The organism is Methylophilus sp. Leaf416, assembly GCF_001424665.1.
Lineage (GTDB): Bacteria > Pseudomonadota > Gammaproteobacteria > Burkholderiales > Methylophilaceae > Methylophilus.
Window position 1 is genome coordinate 118,175 of sequence record NZ_LMQS01000004.1, and the last position, 17,112, is coordinate 135,286.

Below are 17,112 nucleotides of genomic sequence, written 5' to 3' on the forward strand. Positions count from 1 at the left end.
ATGTAGGCAAAGGAATCAAGTCCAGTTGAGGAAAGAACTGCAGTGACCCGCAAGCGTATCTTGCTCGCAACAATGACCATCTTGGTGATTGTTGCGAGTGCCTGGGTGTTTCTTGCGCCTGTGCCATCATTTGAACAAGCCAGGTCTGCTACCCGTAGTTCTGAAGCGGTTTTGCTGGATAGGGACGGCCAGGTTTTGCAACGCCTGCGCCTGGATAAACAACGCCGTATGCTGGCATGGGTTCCCTTGCAGGACATTTCTCCCACACTGCAACAGGCTGTATTAGTCGCCGAAGATAAACGGTTTTACAGTCACTCAGGCGTAGATTTAATGGCGGCAGGTTCAGCCGTACTGGACAACCTGCATCGCTCGCGTGCCCGGGGTGCAAGTACCATCAGCATGCAATTAGCCAAGCTGTTAAATGCTCCAGCTGACGGTTCTTCGCAAAACAGCTGGCTGTCTAAGCTCAACCAGATACGGTATGCGCTGGCGCTGGAATTGCACTGGAGCAAACCGCAAATCCTGGAAGCCTACCTGAATCGCGTCACGTTTCGCGGTGAGCTTGTTGGTGTAGATGCTGCGGCAAGAGGTTTGTTGGCTAAAGGTCCGAATGGACTGGATAACATAGATGCAGCTATCCTGGCATCACTCATCAAATCGCCGGGAGCCTCCCGCAGCCGGCTGGCGAAGCGTGCCTGTGCAACGCTGCAGACCATGTCGTTTTTCACCGGCAACAAATCCAAGCCGGATAGCTGCATGCAAGTGACCTTGCGCACAGCACTGTTGCCGTCACGACCGTTTCCAATCGCGGGTATGGACGATGCACCGCATCTGGCGCGACATTTATTAAACAAAAATGGCGAACAGTTGAAGAGCAGTATCGATGCCAGTGTGCAGCGTTTTGCGCGCAATACCCTGCACACTCACCTGGCACAACTGGCAGACCAGAATGTGGAAGATGGCGCGGTGGTGGTGCTCGATAACCTGAGCGGCGAAGTGCTCGCCTATGTCGGGTCCAGCGGTGATTTATCCGGCGCGTCAGAAGTGGATGGCGTGGCTGCTTTGCGTCAGCCCGGCTCCACCCTTAAACCGTTTTTGTATGCACTGGCGATGGACCAGGGATGGCTGAATGCCAGTTCGGTACTGGACGATTCCCCATTGGCCCTGACCACCCCTTCCGGGCTGTATATCCCGCAAGATTATGACCGGCATTTCCAGGGCGCCATCAGTGTGCGCACGGCATTGGGTGCGTCGTTGAATGTACCCGCGATCCGCACGCTGACGCTGGTCGGCGTTGATCCTTTTCTGGATAAACTCAGGAAACTAGGCCTTAGCAGCCTGACCCGTGATGCAGATCATTACGGCTTTGGCCTGGCACTCGGTGGGGCAGAGACCACGCTGCTGCAATTGACTAACGCTTATCGCGCATTAGCCAATGGCGGTCTATGGCAGGCGGTCAGTTTTATACCTGCCAGCACATCTACAGTAGAAGGTGAATCCAGGCAGGTGTTCAGCCCGCAAGCCAGCTTTATCATCGGAGATATACTGTCGGATCCCGGCGCACGCACCATCACTTTCGGGCTATCCAGCCCGCTCTCGACCCGCACCTGGGCAGCGGTGAAGACCGGCACCAGCAAGGCCATGCGAGATAACTGGGCGATTGGTTATACTGACCGTTATACAGTGGGGGTCTGGGTAGGTAATTTTTCCGGTGCGCCCATGTGGGATGTGTCTGGCATCACTGGTGCGGCGCCGGTGTGGCGTGATATCGTTGAATACCTTCACCAAAAACAACATAGCCAGCAACCGACGCCTCCAGATGGCCTTTTGCATCAGCAAGTGCGTTATCAACCACCGATTGAGTCACCGCGGCAAGAGTGGGTGATCGCAGACAATCGCATCACGCAGGTCGTATCCAATCAAATCATCAATATCAATGTTACCCCCGCATCAGCCATGCTGATTGCGCCGCCAGACTCCGCTATCATCGCCCCTGATCCGGATATCCCGCAGCAACGTCAGGCACTGCTGCTGCAATCCGGAGGCACGGGTAAATCCTGCATGTTCTTGGACAATCGCCCGGTAGCTGCCTGCGGCAGAACAAAAGCTCTAGTGCCCTTGCCTATGCCAGGGAAGCATGAACTGGTGCTGACAGATCCACATAATAGTATTTTAGACAAACATGTGTTCGAGGTGAGGGGGCTGAATGTACGCCCCTCCAAATCACACTGAGTGAGGCTTAAGCTTTCAGTTGCATTAGCGGATGTTTGAAATTGCTATACCTTACAAACAGACTGATCATGGCCAAACCCATAAAAATCATTCCAGATGTTTGGTTTTCCGGCACTGAGCTTATCCAGGTCACTTGCCAGCTGCCTGGTGAGTTTTGATTTGACCCTGCGAATCCACTAAATGGCTCATCATATCCATTGATGTTGTCACTGATAGTAGATGTCAGCATTTGTACGTAATGCGCGCGCCCACCGATAAAGAGATACTGATCTACGGAAATATCCCATGCTGATGGTAGACCTGCTGCATCCATGCTGATGATATCCAGATATGCCCCTACCCTTAGATCATAGGGGGGAAAAGGATCCGGTATTGGTGCTCCCGGATATTCGAGTGTGAAAACACTTCCTTCATAAGGGGTACCGGTCATGGTGACAGAGATGATATCCGCTAACTGCGTGCTTGGCGTAAGTAATGATGAAGTCCTGATAGCCGCAGTGATCGTGCTTTGAAATGTTTTTTCGACCGTAATCCAGTCATCCCCTTCACGCATTATGGTTGAGGAAGTGACATTAAAAGGCTGCCCAGTGTAACTATAGATATAATCTGCTCTAGCCATGCCAGATGACATCACTAACGACATCACTAAAGAAAAATAAATTGCTGGATGCAATCGATTGAGTTTCCAATGCATAAAACCTCTCCTTTTCTATCCAAAATGAAAATTGATAGCGATATGCTCGCTCTTAGTGATATCAGAGCGTTTGATGCCACCTCAAACTTACTTTAAGCATGCCTGATGATGAAAGATATGTAATGCGGTGATCTGAAACTTAATACTTAATCCCACTATACATTTTAATAAATACATTTGCACAAATAAAAAATACCGAAATACTTTTTCCATGGCATTTTTTCAACTTACTATAGTCAATAAATGATTAGCAGGAAAATCCCAAACGAGGAGCACTTATGTTTAAATTCAAAAAATGGCTATGGACCCAATGGCAAAAATTGCTAGGCACAGACCGCGCTTATGCCAGATATCTGAGCCATTTTCATCGCTACCAGGCGCAAGCTGCCGATAATGAACTGCAGCAATCTTTAAATCTTAAACCAATGAGTCGCCAAGCATTCGAGCAGGCTTGGCAAAAGAAAATGCTGAAGCCGACTGGAAAATCGTGTGGTTGCAAACCTGGCGGTTCTTGCTAGCGACAAGAATCAATAAAAAATTTCATAAAAAAAAGCCGCATATCAATGCGGCTTTTTTATTATCCAGTTATAAAGAATGACTTAAAAAAGGGAATCCATATGCGATTTAAAGTAACGCGTCGCACACAAGCCTAAAGGGGTGTGATGCTTTGCAGGTGACATCCAGTCCACAAGGAAATTCATCAGTGCTTCTTCATTGTCGATACTGTGCACATAACGCTCAAAAGACAGCTGGTCCTGGTTAAAATCGGTATCAGGCAATTTTTTACCGATACGGTTACCGGAATGGAAGTCATACACATTGCCATAACGGCTGTTTTTTGCATCTTCCTGCGCTTTGGACTGGCGTTCAACCATGCGCCATGGCCTACCTAACCGGGCCAGCATAGGCATACTTTCCAATGCATCTCCAGCAATCCAGTCATAAATCACTTGCTGTTCATAAGGTGTAAACACGCCAAACATGGCCGCTTTTTCACCGGCAATGACTTTCCAGAAAGGACTTTGTTCAGGGTCCTGGTGGCGTTTAATCCAGCCTGTTTTTTCCATTTCGTATAAAAACATGGCGACCTGTTCATTATCCTGCAACCATTCATTTACAGTCTTGCCGCCGATCACACAGCGGTCAGAATGCATGAATTGTCCGATGTTGGCTTTGCTTTGCAGAACCCTTACCACTTCGCCTTGCAGGTCGAAATGCCTGATGATATCCAGCGTACTCAATCCGACGTCATTTAACTTTACGCCAGCAATTACGCGTTGCATAAATTCGCGTGAGTTACTAAACATTGGCATGGCTTCTTCAACCGCATCAATCGCTGAACGCGCATGACCAGATTGCGCATTATCAATAGTGGTGTGCAGCGTGAAATAATACGGATCTATATTGAGTTCTTTCAACTCGTAGGCAGTAATCAGCAGGTGCAGCGGTAGTTGCTCGTAGCCAAGATTAAAACCTATCACCTCCGGCAAATGGCTGTCAGTGTGTGCGGATAATGCTAATTGAATTGCACCCTGGGTGAAAAACTGGTCATCTAGCGTTTTCCAGTCTTCGCATCCATTGAGTTTTAATAGTTTGCGGTAAAGCACTACGTGGTTCATGGCTTCGACACCATCACCAAGTTCTTCGAGATAAATTTTGATCAGTGATGCTAGCCGAGGGTCTTGCCAATGACGCATCAAGCCAAATAACCATGCGCCATCTACCAGTTTGGTGGGTGCCACGGCTTTCAGGAAAAACAAAGCATGGGACTTGCTGCCGAAATACCACCTGGGTTGACCAGCTTTTCGCGCTGCCAGGTATTCCCGGTATTGACGGCCTACGATTTCATTATGTTCAGTCAGCCAGTGATCCAGCTCTTGAATACTGGCAGGCATGCTGGTGGCATGGCTGTCAGTTTCTTTTAACTTTTCAACCAGTAATTCTGCACTGTTTGCTTTGGTTGCTGCTGAATGATTAGATTCCAGCAAAGAGAAATAGACTGATTTGGAAGTCCAGTGATTAACAGCCTTGCTTGGCTGACTGACCGCTCCCTGAGGCCTTTTTATTTCTCTTTCAAATTCAATACGCACACCAGACATAGTTACCGCCTCTGATTCATGAAGTTGGTAAGTTACGCATTTAGTGTCAAATTCCATATCAGACAATCATGGAGATACATGTAGGAATACGCTTATTAAAACAATTGCAGAGTTCTGTTAAGCTGCCATTACAACTCATCAAAGCATTGCAAAGGTGTTCAAAGTGATCAAGCAAGTCGATAATCCACCCGCCCAGGATACTCTGGGCTACGATCCTCTAGAAAAGCTGTTGCAGGCTTTATATGAACGCGGTTACCGATTTGTCACGGTGACCCCGACCACGCATAGACTGGTAAATGAGCGCCCGGAAAATGCCTGGGCAAAAACTTTGCAGGATATTTTTGGCTGGAATCGTCCCTTCACGCAAGGAAGTATAGATGCTGATATTTTTGAGCTCATGCATGCTGCCGCCGTGCTGCGTGCGGTAGATGATGGCTGGCAATCCCTGGTGCGCGTTTCCAGTGTCGCGGATAAATTATTTGTCCATTCCGGCTTTCCAACCGAGGCACAAGACGCCGTGTTTTTTGGCCCGGATACCTATCGTTATATTAATGCCATGTATCACTCACTGGCGACACTGCAAGGTAAGGTTCAGCGTTGTGTGGATATAGGTACCGGGTCTGGAGTAGCAGCGATTTTACTGGCTGAAGCTTTACCATATGCAGAAATTTACGGTGTGGATATCAATGAGAAAGCGCTGGCTTTTTCAACGACCAACGCCAAGGCGAACAGCATTGCCAATGTCTATTTTCAATATAGTAATCTGCTGAATGATGTGCAAGGCGAGTTTGATGTGATTATTGCCAACCCGCCTTATCTGGTAGACCCATCTGCCAGGGCATATCGCCATGGCAACGGGCCATTAGGTGCGCAGTTATCGCTGGATATTGTCGATGCTGCCCTGACCAGACTTTCTCCTGGCGGCACGCTCATGCTGTATACCGGTGTCGCAATCGTCGAAGGGCACGACCCGTTTCTGGAAGAAGTCAAACAGAAGACCAAAGAAGCTGGTTGCACCTATCAATATTCTGAGATAGACCCGGATATTTTCAGTGAAGAACTCGCTACCGATGCTTATGCGCGGGCAGACAGAATTGCCGCCGTCTGGTTATTGGTCAGCCGGCCTACCATTGAGGCAGATAACTTGCTGCAACTCATCAGCACAGTAGCTGAACCGTAAGCCAGCACTTACTTTGTAATGGATGCTGGGGTTGCAGCAGTCGGCATCTTGTTCAACGTCAGCCATAGCAAATGTACCCGGCAATCAAACTCATATTGCATGTAATTGGGTTCCATATGCTGGCACAATTGATAAAACGCTTTGTCGTGATCACGTTCTTTCAGGTGCGCGAGTTCGTGCACGACGATCATGGTCAGAAATTCAACCGGGGTGGATTTGAAAAACGCTGAAATGCGGATTTCTTTTTTGGCTTTAAGTTTGCCGCCCTGCACCCGTGAAATAGCAGTATTTAATCCTAGCGTCTGTTTTTCTACCGTGAGTCGATTATCAAAATAGACCTTGTCTAACAAAGGTGCATTTTTTAAATAGCGCTGCTTAAAATCGTTGCAGAAGTCATACAGTGCCTTATCGCTTTGAATAGCATGTGCCTGCGGATAGCGCTTGCTTAGGTAATCACCCAATTTGCCTTGGTCATGCAATTGCGCAATCTGCACATGTAACTGCGCGGGATACCCGGGTAAATATTGCTGGATTAACTGCAAAGACATGCAGCTATTTTAGTGCACCAGCCCAATATTGGAAAATCAAGGATTTTAGCAATGTAACAAGTTGGGAATCAGATACTGTGAAACGCCAACGCCAGCACTTGCTTAACAGAATCACCTAGGCAACCAAATCCTGTTTTAACTCATGTTCAGCCAGGTATGCAGGAATATGTTCCGCTGCCATAGGCTTGGAATAGAAATATCCTTGTACCAGCTGGCAACCCATCTGCTGTAAAAACTGCACCTGGCTACCGGTTTCAGCCCCCTCGGCAACGCACTCTACCTGCATGCCCTGGCACAAGGCCAGAATTGAACGCACAATGGTTTGGCTAGTGGTGTTGGTTTCAATATCCTTGATAAAACTACGGTCGATTTTGAGCTTGTCCAGCGGCAGGTTTTGCACATGGCTCAGGCTGGAATAACCGGTGCCGAAATCATCCAGGGCAATCCGCGCACCCGCCTGGCGTAGCAGTTCGATATTATCTTTGGCGGTGGCAAAGTCCTGTAACAGCGCCGTTTCGGTGACTTCAAAAACAAAACGTGAAGGATGCAAACGGCTCTGCGCTACCATGTAAATCAGCTCTTCAATCACCGCTTTATTGGTCACGTCATATGCTGACAAATTAAAAGAGAGGCGAATGTGCGCCGGCCATTCTGCCATCACGATAATAGACTTGTGGAACATCAACCGCGTGAGGTCAGAAATTACCCCTAAACTTTCTGCCACACCAATAAACACCGCTGGTGGCACAATGCCTAAAGTTGGACTATTCCACCGCGCCAGGCTTTCAAATGAGCTTATCTCGCCAGTGCCTACATTGATGATAGGTTGAAACACCGGGAACAGCTCTGCCTCCATATCCGCCACACGCAATGCCTGGTCTACCTTGTGCAGATGCTGTCGCTCTTCCTCCAGTGTCTTCGAGTAAATCTCCATATTGCCACGGCCAGTGCGTTTCATATGATAAAGCGCAAAATCCGCATGTTCATACAGTTCTTGCGCAGTATCTTTGGTGTTGGAAAACACGCAGGCACCAATTGAAGCCTTGATGTTAATGAGAATGCCGTCGACATTCATAGGTTGCGAGATGATACGATTAATCTCTTTGCCTACCTGCTTTAAAATCGCATTCTGCGCATCCGTGACTATCTCGAATGCAAACTCATCGCCACCCAAACGGTAAAACTGCACGCCGGCGATCTTTACACGTGCCAGGCGCTCGCCTACTTCCCTCAAGACCAGGTCGCCAGTATGGTGTCCGTATACATCATTCACTGGCTTAAAATTATCCAGGTCTATAATGCCGACCGCAAAGGGTTCTGCGGTTTTTTTGGCACGTGCGAGTTGCTGTTCTACATGCAGGAAAAACTGGCGGCGGTTCGGCAATTGCGTTAACGCATCCAGATTTGCCAGACGCCGGTTTTCTTCCAGCAAAGTATGGGTTTCGTAAGTGGCATTAATGAGCCGGTCAAACACGTTGTTGCTGGCCCGCATGGCGAATAGCATGCCTATCTCAAACACCAGCACCAGCCCGGCCAGCACATACGGTTGTTGAAAATTTCCCATGAAAATGCATACCAGCGCAGCAGAAATTAGCAGGAAATTATAGATGAAAGCCGCAATCCCAATCTTACTGAGGATAAATGCAAAACACAGGCCAAACAGTGTGATATAGATAACGAGGAAATAATGCCCGAAACTATCGGTATGGTTGAACAAATACAAACTGCGGAAAAATGTGATGGTGCCGGAAATGATCAGTACTACCGATGCCGCGCGCAAGCGCCAGCGAACTTTTTCTATGCCAGGGTTATCTTCGCGGTGCCAGAACCAGTACATAAACAACATGGCGGCAAAGGTCATGCGTATCAGTGGCAAGGCAATAGATACGCGCCAGTCAACGCCATCCCGCAAAGCAATAATCTGGATAGCCGTCGCACTTAAGCCGGCAAATATGACGACGGGCACATCAGCCATCAGGCTGTGATACCTGGCCAGCAAAAGCTCAGAACTCGTTGTTTTAGAAAAAGGCATGTTTTAATTCACTTCTGATTGACTGATATTAATTGGTGTCAATTTGTTTTAATCTTTTGGAAATAGACACATTTTCCACTCTATTCTCAATTGTCAGCTTCATAAAAAGTGCATCAAAACCAATTGGCGACGGGCTTTCACTCTCTTAAATAGTTATCACATCAAAAATTCAGTCACCGCCAGCTGGACAAATCAACATAGGGGAAAAGATTCCGTATGGTAAGCTAGTCCTACAAAAATTGAGCTTTTCGTGAACAGTTTTTTAATAAAATGATTATTAAATCCATTCCAGCTGACTAAATGGTGAATTTACTAGTATTTGCTAAGCCGCTATTGGATCAGATCGCTTACTCTTAGCAGAGACGGTTAATCGCTCGCTACAGAGCAAATTTGTTCGACTTCCATTGCATTGATTGAAAAAGAAAAAGCCGGGGAATCCCGGCTTTTGTCATTGTAAATTCTAAGACTTCATTTAAATCGTTGCTGAATACCCTCTATGCCTGACAGGTCTTGCGATAGGCAAAGGCGCTTCTTCAAACTCATTCTGGTAAACCTTGATTAGCTCATCGCCATGCTTCAAAGTCAGTTCAAATCTAGTCACATCTGATGAGGTCAAAGTCTCAGTGCACTCCATTGATTTGTAAGTCAGAGAAAGATAAATATCTGGCTCAATCTGCAATTCGAAGCATTGACCATAAGCAGCGCCACAACTGACGTCAGTCTGGCTGAATCCCAGTACCCGCGCATTACGGCAGGCAATAAACCAATAGCGCTCTTTGCAAGCCTGGTCTATCGAAACCCTTAACTCTTCAAACACTTCATTCGCAAATTCAATCGATGTCAGCATAATTCTTTAACCTGTCCACAACTTTAATAGTTTAAATTTTCGGCTATTTTAGTGGCGCAGCCGATTTTTGATTGCAGGCTTGCGGCTGATTCTCAAGTAAGACTTTTCTGACAGAGTCCGCTGACAGAATTATCAGAATCAGACTTCTTTTGACACCTTTATAGATTGTATAGATTCTCCTACATTATCCACGCGTGAATAATTCACGTGCGGCTCAACTAACGATTTATTAACGGAGTTATCATCATGTCGTCTGCCAGCCTGCAACCCTCCTTCGATCCATTGCCCGGAATGGGCGCTATTCCACATGCGCATGGGGTGGCATTTCGCGTATGGGCGCCTAATGCAGACAAGGTCTCTGTTATCGGCACTTTTAATGACTGGCAAGCAGAGACGGATGACTGCGTGCATGAAGAAAATGGCTACTGGTATGCAGATCTCTCCCATGCCAAGCCAGGTGATGAATACAAGTTTCATATCGTCAATGGTGAACAGCAACTGCAACGTATAGACCCTTACGCTAAAATCGTTACCAACTCGGTAGGTAGCGGCGTGATTCCTGCGCTGGATTTGTTCGAGCCGCCAAAAAACCATTTTCAGATGCCCGCCTGGAACGACCTGGTCATTTATGAAATGCATATCGGCACGTTTAATACTGAAGAAGGCAAGGTCGGCACGTTTGACAGTGCCATTGAACGCCTGCCGCACCTCAAAGCATTGGGGATCAATGCGGTCGAGCTGATGCCGATTGCCGAATTTGCCGGTGATTATTCCTGGGGTTATAACCCTGCGCATCCTTATGCAATTGAGAGCGCTTACGGCGGTGCGGATGGCTTCAAGCGTTTTTTAACCGCCGCACATGAAGCGGGCATCGCCGTGATTGTAGATGTGGTGTACAACCATTTTGGCCCATCCGACATCAGCTTGTGGCAGTTTGATGGCTGGAGCGAAAACGATAAAGGCGGCATTTATTTTTATAATGACTGGCGCTCCACTACGCCTTGGGGCGATACGCGCCCGGATTATGGCCGTGGCGAAGTGCGCCAGTATATTTTTGATAACGCCATGATGTGGCTGGGTGACTACCATGCCGATGGTCTGCGTTACGACATGACGCTGTATATCCGCAGCGTAGAAGCCGATGCGCAGGACCTGATTGCCGAAGGCTTCAGCCTGCTGCAATGGATCAACAGTGAAGTGCAAATTCGCCATCCGGGCAAAATCACCATTGCCGAAGACCTGCAAAATAGCGCGGAGCTCACCTTGGCTAAAGAGCATGGCGGCGCTAACTTCAGCAGCCAATGGGATGCCGGGTTTGTGCACCCGATCCGGGAGGCATTGATAGAAGGCGATGATGCCCATCGTTCTATGCATGCCGTGCGCGACGCCCTGCTGAATCAGTACAATCATGATGCATTCCAGCGTGTGGTCTATACCGAATCACATGATGAAGTTGCCAACGGCAAACAACGCCTGGTTTCTGAAATTGACCCTAGTGACCGTCCGAACAGATATGCCATCAAACGCTCAACCCTGGGCGCTGCACTAGTCCTGACTGCGCCAGGCATTCCCATGCTGCTTCAAGGCCAGGAATTCCTGCGTGATCAATGGTTCCGTGATGACAGACCCATCGACTGGCAACGCGCAGAAGAGTACGCCGACATTACCACCCTGTACCGCGACCTGATCAATCTTCGCCTGAACCGCGCCGGGCATTCCGCTGGTTTAAGCGGGCAACATACGTCGGTTTACCATGTGAATGACAACGACAAACTGATCGCCATGCATCGTTCAAAAGAAGGTGGCGCTGGTGATGATGTAGTCGTCGTGTTCAACTTCGCCGAAGGCCGCAAGGAAAACTATGTCATCGGCCTGCCGCAAGGTGGTGAATGGAAGCTGCGTTTCAACAGCGACGCCACGCTCTATAACGAAGAGATGGATGAAACCCCTTCAGGTGACATCAGTGCCAACGAAGAAGGCAAGGATGGTTTAGGCTACTCAGCGCCAATCACCATTGGCGCCTATACATGCCTGATTTATTCGCAGGATAAATAAGCAGACGCCTCTAAAATCTCACACTCGTTGTTAATCAAAAAAGCCGCAATTCGCGGCTTTTTTGATACTTGATGCACCGACTGACTGCAATGTTACTGACTCGCCAGCCCGGCTCAGATATGTCGTTTCTGCATTTCGTGCTACCTTGCAACTCAACCCTGAATCACCGTAGCGAGCTACGAAGCGTTAGCTCATTTGCGTAAAATTACCAATCTACCTGTTGATCCTCAAACTTTGTGAGCAATCAATGACTCTTACCCATACGTAAATGAATGGTTGAGGAGACACATCATGACCACAGCGTTAAAAGAAGCCAAACTGGAAGCGCATTTGGATGCGGTGGAAAAACACAAAGCATTACTCGAAAAATTACATTTGAATGGCAACCAGCATCTGGATGAAGTAAATAGCTCGTTGCAAGAATTGACCCTGACATTAGAAGAGTATTTGAAGATTATCGGCATTCCGTAAAGCGGGTTACTTTGCCGGTTTTGCTTTCCCCCGGGCTTTGGTGGGATTCAATTCGCCAGGCTCATCCGCGTGTGACCAATCCAGTTCACGCAACCCGGATTCCAGGTCCAGCCGCCTTAACAACTTACGCGCATCAAACGGCGCTTTCACTTTGATATCATTATCAAAATAGCAATACACATCGCGTGATTTGCGTTGTGTCGGAGCCTCTTCAGAAACCAGTTTCGCATCTTCCGGCTGGCTGCCTTTACTCCAGGCATCGATGCGCGCAGCCCAATGATCGAGTGCCTTATCGGTGTAACCACTGGCATACAGCTCTTCTGCGCCATGCAACCTTAAGTAAGTGAAATCGGCGGTGATATCTTGATTATCCGGCCACTTGCCTGCCGTATCTGCAATCACCAGTGCCACGTTATATTTGCGCAGCAATGTTATAAATTCGGGAACCTCGAAACTCTTGTTGCGGATTTCTACCGCATGCCGCAACGCACGTTTTTGATCGGCTTTGATAAATTCACGATTGTGCATAGTGGCATCACGCTTTTCAGCCAGCTTGGCAGCGGCTTCTGTGTCATGCGGTAACTGCTTCAAAAAATTTTCGAACAGAGCTGCATCGAACCTGAAGCTCGGCGGAAACTGCCACAAGACAGGTCCCAGCTTTTCCTTGAGCGCCAGCAGGCCCGAGGCAAAAAAATTCGCCAAGGCTGTTTCAATATTTTCCAGCCGTAATATATGGGTAATGTAGCGCGTGGCTTTAATGCTGAATACAAAATCTGGCGGTGTTTGCTCATACCAGCTCAGGTAACTACTTGGCCGTTGCAAGGCATAAAAAGAGCCATTGAGCTCGATGGTTGGCAACGCCTGCGAAGCAAACTCAAGCTCACGCTTTTGAATCAAGCCTTTAGGGTAAAAGACCTGGCGCCATGGCGGATAACGCCAGCCTGAGATACCAATCAAAATTTGCTTAGCCATCAAGGTTGGTATGTCGTCGCCAGTATTAAGTTCAACCGCTTGCGATTTGCGGGCCCGTTATCATTCAAAGAAAACCAGCAATTTTACTTACACCCTGACAAACATATCCTGATATCCGCATCTGCAAGCGATTGTCAGAAAAACAATATGAATGGCAGAGGTTATCCCTGCTACAAACGGATCATCTCGTTGTGGTAATTTTTAAAAAAATAGATAGAATTGGCATAAATATGTATATAGAACCACTGAGGTTCACCTCAGTCGCAGTCACGTTTGCCAGGATGGAGCAGCCATAGGGGGCTGTAGATGCATGATGACATCGGCGACATCGAGCGTGCCAATTTGCGCTTTCGCCAGGTAGTTGAAGCCGCGCCCACAGCCATGGTCATGGTCAACAAACGGGGCATCATCGAAATGGTGAATACCCAGACCGAACTCATTTTTGGCTATAGCCGTGACGAATTGCTGGGTCAGCTCATTGATATCCTGTTACCAGAATGCTTCCGCCACCAGCACCCGCAACACCGTGATTCCTTTTTTTCTGACCTCAGTCCGCGCGCCATGGGAACCGGCAGGGACCTGTTTGGCCGCCGCAAGGACGGCAGTGAGTTTCCCGTAGAGGTTGGTATCAATCCGATTGAAACCGATGATGGTGTCAAAGTCTTGTCAGCTATCACGGATATTTCTGCCCGCAAGCGCCTGGAAGAGCGTTTCCGCCAGGTAGTTGAAGCTGCACCCAATGCCATGGTCATGGTGAACAAGCGCGGCATCATTGAAATGGTCAATACCCAGGCCGAGACAATCTTTGGTTACAGCCGGGCGGGACTACTGGGCCAGCCCATCGACATCCTGCTGCCGGAGCGCTTCCGCCACCAGCATCCGCAACACCGGGATTCCTTTTTTTCCGAATTGAGTCCACGGGCCATGGGAACTGGCCGCGATCTGTTTGCCCGCCGCAAGGACGGTAGTGAATTCCCTGTAGAAGTAGGCCTTAACCCGATTGAAACCGATGATGGCGTCAAAGTGCTTTCCGCCATTACCGACATTTCAGCCCGCGTCAAAGCCAGCATCAAACTCGCTGAGCACAGAGATGAACTTGAACGCAGCAATAAAGAGCTGGCGACTTTTGCCTATGTCGCCTCGCATGACCTGAAGTCGCCGTTGCGTGGCATTTTCCAGATTTCGCACTGGATTGAAGAAGACCTCAACAACGGTCACACCGAGGCAATCCCACAGCATATGAACTTGCTGCGTGGCCGCCTGCGCAGGATGGAACGCCTGCTTGACGACTTGCTGGCCTATTCCCGGGCCGGCCGCCTCGAAGGCAGTGTCAGTCAGGTGGATCTCGGAAAATGGGCGCAAAATATTTTTGAGATGCAAACACCTCCGGAAGGCTTCACGCTGGAAGTGGCTGCCGACCTGCCAACCTTCAACACACTGACCACACCACTGGAACAAGTCCTGCGGAACCTGTTCAGCAATGCAATCAAACATCATGATAAACCTGCAGGCCGGATAGAACTTAGCTGGCGGGTAGCCAGTAAGCATTACTATGAATTCAGCGTGGCTGACGATGGGCCAGGCATTTCGCCAGAGTACCAGGAGCGTGTATACATCATGTTTCAAACCTTGCGACCACGCGATGAAGTCGAAGGCAGCGGTATGGGGCTGGCGCTGGTAAAAAAGATAGTCGAAGCCTATGGCGGCAGCACCAGCATAGTGTCAGATGGTATTCGTGGCAGCGCTATCCGTTTTACCTGGCCAATCAACATTGAAGAGAGGCTGAACCGTGCAAATTCAGCCGAAGCAAAACTATAAAGAAGTCACCCTGCTGATTGTTGACGATGACGACATCGACGCGATCGCACTCGAGCGTGCCCTACGCAAAATGCGGCTACTCAACACCGTGCTGCGTGCACGTGATGGTCGGGAAGCGCTGGATTTGTTACGTAGCGGCGCGGTCCCCCAGCCTTATATTATCTTGCTAGACCTCAATATGCCGCGCATGAGTGGGCTTGAATTTTTAAAAATGCTGCGTACAGATCCGCAGCTGACACATGCCGTGGTATTTGTTCTGACCACATCGAAATCAGATGAAGATCTGGTGGCCGCCTATCGCAAACACGTGGCAGGCTACGTATTCAAGCAGCACATGGACCGTGACTTCATGGAGGTGATCGGGTTTATCGAGCATTACTGGCGGCTGGTTGAACTACCCGTCACAAAGGAGTAAAGATGCGATTGCTACTCGTGGATGACGATGAACTGGACCGGATGGCTGTCATCCGGGTTTTGCAAAATCCCAGGCTAGTCAAAGACATTGTGCAGGCCAACAATGCTGTCAGGGCTCTCAAACTGTATGATGAACATACATTTGATATCGTCCTGCTGGATTACCGCCTGCCTGACATGGAGTGCCTGGATGTCTTAAGCAAGCTCACGCAGCACGCTGAAAAACATGCTGCCGTGGTGATACTCACCGGCATGGAAGACAATGAGATCATAGAGAGAAACTGCATTTTCGCGGGCGCCCAGGATTTTTTGCTGAAAAAAGAACTTTCAGAACGCCACCTGACCAAGGCACTTCTGCATGCAAAGGCGCGGCACGAGCTCACCAGCAAGCTGATTGATACGCATAAGCGTCTCAAATACCTGGCGGAAAATGATCCCATGACCGGGTTATCCAACCGCTACTACTTTGAGGAACACCTGCGAGGCGCCATCCAGCGTGCTCAGCGCCTCAATTTCCAGCTCGGCCTGATCTACCTGGATATCGACAATTTCAAACTTATCAACGACAGTCAGGGTCATGACTCGGGAGACCAGTTACTCCAGCAGATTGCACAGCGTTTACTGACCGTGGTGCGTGAAGGTGATGTAGTCTGCCGCCTGGGGGGCGACGAGTTTGCCATTGTCGTGCACGATCTGGATACCGAAACCTCGGTGGGCGCCCTTGCTCAACGAGTGCTTGAGAGCATACGTGAACCGATTCCGCTGAACAATACTGAACACTTTGTCACCTGCAGCATAGGGATTGCAACCTATCCCAGGTGTGCGACTAACGCGGAGGATATGCAAAAACGGGCGGACCTGGCCATGTACCAGGTCAAGCGTGAAGGCCGCAACGGTTTTCATTTCTATAGCGAAGACCTGCAAGACCAGATCCTGCACCGGATCATGCTCGAGGGAGAATTACGCTCCCAGCGTTTGCAAAACCAGCTGGTTCAACACTACCAACCGGTCATCAATGCCAAGACCTTCCAGGTATGCGGCGCCGAGATGCTGATGCGCTGGAAACATCCGGTCAAAGGACTGCTACCTCCCATCGAATTTATAGATACCGTTGAAGAACTCGGCTTCCTTGCCGCCATTGACACCCAGAACAGGCAACTGGCATGCCTGCAGCTTGCCCAATGGCGTAAAGAAGGCCATGTCGATGACCAGTTTGTATTAGCGGTCAACGCCAGTGAGCAACTGTTGCAACGCGAAAGCATGTTCAGCGACATTCAACACGACCTGGCAGCCGCAGGCCTGAGTGGCGGCTGCCTGTCGATAGAAGTCACGGAAAGTGTACTCGTATCAGACTTCGAGAAAACATCGGCCATCCTCAATAACCTCAAGTCCCTGGGCGTGAAGATCGCCCTCGACGATTTTGGTATCGGATACTCTTCCATGTCTTACCTCAAGCGCCTGCCCGCTTCCATCCTGAAAGTGGACCGCTCATTTGTGCAAAATGTACCGGAAAGCGAAGCTGACAGCCGTATACTGAAAGCCCTGATTGTCATGGCAAAAAGCCTGGATCTCGATGTGGTGGTAGAAGGCATAGAAACCGTCGCACAAGCCCGCCTCTGCCGTGAATTAGGGGCGGATATGCTGCAGGGCTATCTCTTCGCCAAAGCACTCTCGCCAGATGACTTTGTCGCATTTTTAAACGCACACGACCCCGTCAGGTATCGCACATTATCATCAAATGATTAAACAC

Annotated in this window: 14 protein-coding genes; 8 read left to right on the forward strand and 6 right to left on the reverse strand. The window is 49.0% G+C overall.

The window, feature by feature from the left end:
- Positions 1 to 42: 42 nt before the first annotated feature.
- Complete coding sequence (pbpC, locus tag ASG34_RS10405; protein WP_200934443.1) at positions 43 to 2,232, forward strand: penicillin-binding protein 1C; 2,190 nt, start codon at positions 43 to 45, stop codon at positions 2,230 to 2,232.
- Between the two features lie 7 nt (positions 2,233 to 2,239).
- Here pbpC and ASG34_RS10410 read toward each other — a convergent pair whose 3' ends face one another.
- A complete protein-coding gene (locus tag ASG34_RS10410; protein WP_055830259.1) occupies positions 2,240 to 2,926 on the reverse strand; it encodes a hypothetical protein in 687 nt (228 codons plus the stop codon).
- A gap of 278 nt (positions 2,927 to 3,204) precedes the next feature.
- Here ASG34_RS10410 and ASG34_RS10415 point away from each other — a divergent pair, with 278 nt between their 5' ends.
- Positions 3,205 to 3,444 carry a hypothetical protein gene (locus ASG34_RS10415; RefSeq protein ID WP_055830261.1) on the forward strand — a complete coding sequence of 80 codons (240 nt, stop codon included), beginning with the start codon at positions 3,205 to 3,207 and terminating at the stop codon, positions 3,442 to 3,444.
- 81 nt (positions 3,445 to 3,525) lie between these two features.
- Here ASG34_RS10415 and ASG34_RS10420 read toward each other — a convergent pair whose 3' ends face one another.
- Complete coding sequence (locus ASG34_RS10420; RefSeq protein ID WP_088178523.1) at positions 3,526 to 5,025, reverse strand: iron-containing redox enzyme family protein; 1,500 nt, start codon at positions 5,023 to 5,025, stop codon at positions 3,526 to 3,528.
- A gap of 163 nt (positions 5,026 to 5,188) precedes the next feature.
- Between ASG34_RS10420 and ASG34_RS10425 the strand changes: the two genes are divergently transcribed.
- Complete coding sequence (locus tag ASG34_RS10425; RefSeq protein ID WP_235559772.1) at positions 5,189 to 6,205, forward strand: methyltransferase; 1,017 nt, start codon at positions 5,189 to 5,191, stop codon at positions 6,203 to 6,205.
- An 8-nt stretch (positions 6,206 to 6,213) separates the two neighbouring features.
- On the opposite strand, the gene ASG34_RS10430 is transcribed toward ASG34_RS10425, so the two are convergent.
- The 3 genes from ASG34_RS10430 to ASG34_RS10440 form a co-directional block, all read right to left on the reverse strand.
- The gene (locus ASG34_RS10430; protein WP_055830264.1) at positions 6,214 to 6,753 is read right to left on the reverse strand and encodes a YgjP-like metallopeptidase domain-containing protein; all 540 of its coding nucleotides are present in this window, start codon (positions 6,751 to 6,753) and stop codon (positions 6,214 to 6,216) included.
- 115 nt (positions 6,754 to 6,868) lie between these two features.
- Positions 6,869 to 8,785: a putative bifunctional diguanylate cyclase/phosphodiesterase gene (locus ASG34_RS10435; RefSeq protein ID WP_055830266.1), complete on the reverse strand. Its 1,917-nt coding sequence runs from the start codon at positions 8,783 to 8,785 to the stop codon at positions 6,869 to 6,871.
- 472 nt (positions 8,786 to 9,257) lie between these two features.
- Positions 9,258 to 9,632, reverse strand: a complete 375-nt coding sequence (locus ASG34_RS10440) for a hypothetical protein (RefSeq protein WP_055830268.1) — start codon at positions 9,630 to 9,632, stop codon at positions 9,258 to 9,260.
- 246 nt (positions 9,633 to 9,878) lie between these two features.
- Between ASG34_RS10440 and ASG34_RS10445 the strand changes: the two genes are divergently transcribed.
- Both ASG34_RS10445 and ASG34_RS10450 read left to right on the forward strand, forming a co-directional pair.
- Complete coding sequence (locus ASG34_RS10445; RefSeq protein WP_200934444.1) at positions 9,879 to 11,687, forward strand: alpha-amylase family glycosyl hydrolase; 1,809 nt, start codon at positions 9,879 to 9,881, stop codon at positions 11,685 to 11,687.
- Between the two features lie 291 nt (positions 11,688 to 11,978).
- Positions 11,979 to 12,158, forward strand: coding sequence for a hypothetical protein (locus tag ASG34_RS10450; protein ID WP_055830272.1), 180 nt, complete (start codon positions 11,979 to 11,981; stop codon positions 12,156 to 12,158).
- A gap of 6 nt (positions 12,159 to 12,164) precedes the next feature.
- On the opposite strand, the gene ASG34_RS10455 is transcribed toward ASG34_RS10450, so the two are convergent.
- Complete coding sequence (locus ASG34_RS10455) at positions 12,165 to 13,130, reverse strand: DUF72 domain-containing protein (RefSeq protein WP_055830274.1); 966 nt, start codon at positions 13,128 to 13,130, stop codon at positions 12,165 to 12,167.
- A gap of 306 nt (positions 13,131 to 13,436) precedes the next feature.
- On the opposite strand from ASG34_RS10455, the gene ASG34_RS10460 reads away from it, so the two are divergent.
- Genes ASG34_RS10460 through ASG34_RS10470 form a run of 3 tightly spaced genes read left to right on the forward strand, consistent with a single transcriptional unit; the run spans position 13,437 to position 17,108 of the window.
- Positions 13,437 to 14,948: a sensor histidine kinase gene (locus tag ASG34_RS10460; protein WP_055830277.1), complete on the forward strand. Its 1,512-nt coding sequence runs from the start codon at positions 13,437 to 13,439 to the stop codon at positions 14,946 to 14,948.
- Positions 14,920 to 15,363, forward strand: coding sequence for a response regulator (locus ASG34_RS10465; protein ID WP_055830279.1), 444 nt, complete (start codon positions 14,920 to 14,922; stop codon positions 15,361 to 15,363). The genes ASG34_RS10460 and ASG34_RS10465 overlap by 29 nt, the downstream gene beginning before the upstream one ends.
- Positions 15,364 to 15,365: 2 nt before the next feature.
- Positions 15,366 to 17,108: a putative bifunctional diguanylate cyclase/phosphodiesterase gene (locus ASG34_RS10470; protein WP_055830280.1), complete on the forward strand. Its 1,743-nt coding sequence runs from the start codon at positions 15,366 to 15,368 to the stop codon at positions 17,106 to 17,108.
- Positions 17,109 to 17,112 lie beyond the last annotated feature (4 nt).

Bases quoted from the DNA above. Each gene is read 5' to 3' on its own strand.
- ASG34_RS10420 (WP_088178523.1), bottom strand. From the start codon at position 5,025: ATGTCTGGTGTGCGTATTGAATTTGAAAGAGAAATAAAAAGGCCTCAG.
- ASG34_RS10440 (WP_055830268.1), bottom strand. From the start codon at position 9,632: ATGCTGACATCGATTGAATTTGCGAATGAAGTGTTTGAAGAGTTAAGG.
- ASG34_RS10460 (WP_055830277.1), top strand. From the start codon at position 13,437: ATGCATGATGACATCGGCGACATCGAGCGTGCCAATTTGCGCTTTCGC.
- ASG34_RS10430 (WP_055830264.1), bottom strand. From the start codon at position 6,753: ATGTCTTTGCAGTTAATCCAGCAATATTTACCCGGGTATCCCGCGCAG.
- ASG34_RS10410 (WP_055830259.1), bottom strand. From the start codon at position 2,926: ATGCATTGGAAACTCAATCGATTGCATCCAGCAATTTATTTTTCTTTA.
- ASG34_RS10450 (WP_055830272.1), top strand. From the start codon at position 11,979: ATGACCACAGCGTTAAAAGAAGCCAAACTGGAAGCGCATTTGGATGCG.
- ASG34_RS10445 (WP_200934444.1), top strand. From the start codon at position 9,879: ATGTCGTCTGCCAGCCTGCAACCCTCCTTCGATCCATTGCCCGGAATG.
- ASG34_RS10455 (WP_055830274.1), bottom strand. From the start codon at position 13,130: ATGGCTAAGCAAATTTTGATTGGTATCTCAGGCTGGCGTTATCCGCCA.
- ASG34_RS10435 (WP_055830266.1), bottom strand. From the start codon at position 8,785: ATGCCTTTTTCTAAAACAACGAGTTCTGAGCTTTTGCTGGCCAGGTAT.
- ASG34_RS10470 (WP_055830280.1), top strand. From the start codon at position 15,366: ATGCGATTGCTACTCGTGGATGACGATGAACTGGACCGGATGGCTGTC.
- ASG34_RS10415 (WP_055830261.1), top strand. From the start codon at position 3,205: ATGTTTAAATTCAAAAAATGGCTATGGACCCAATGGCAAAAATTGCTA.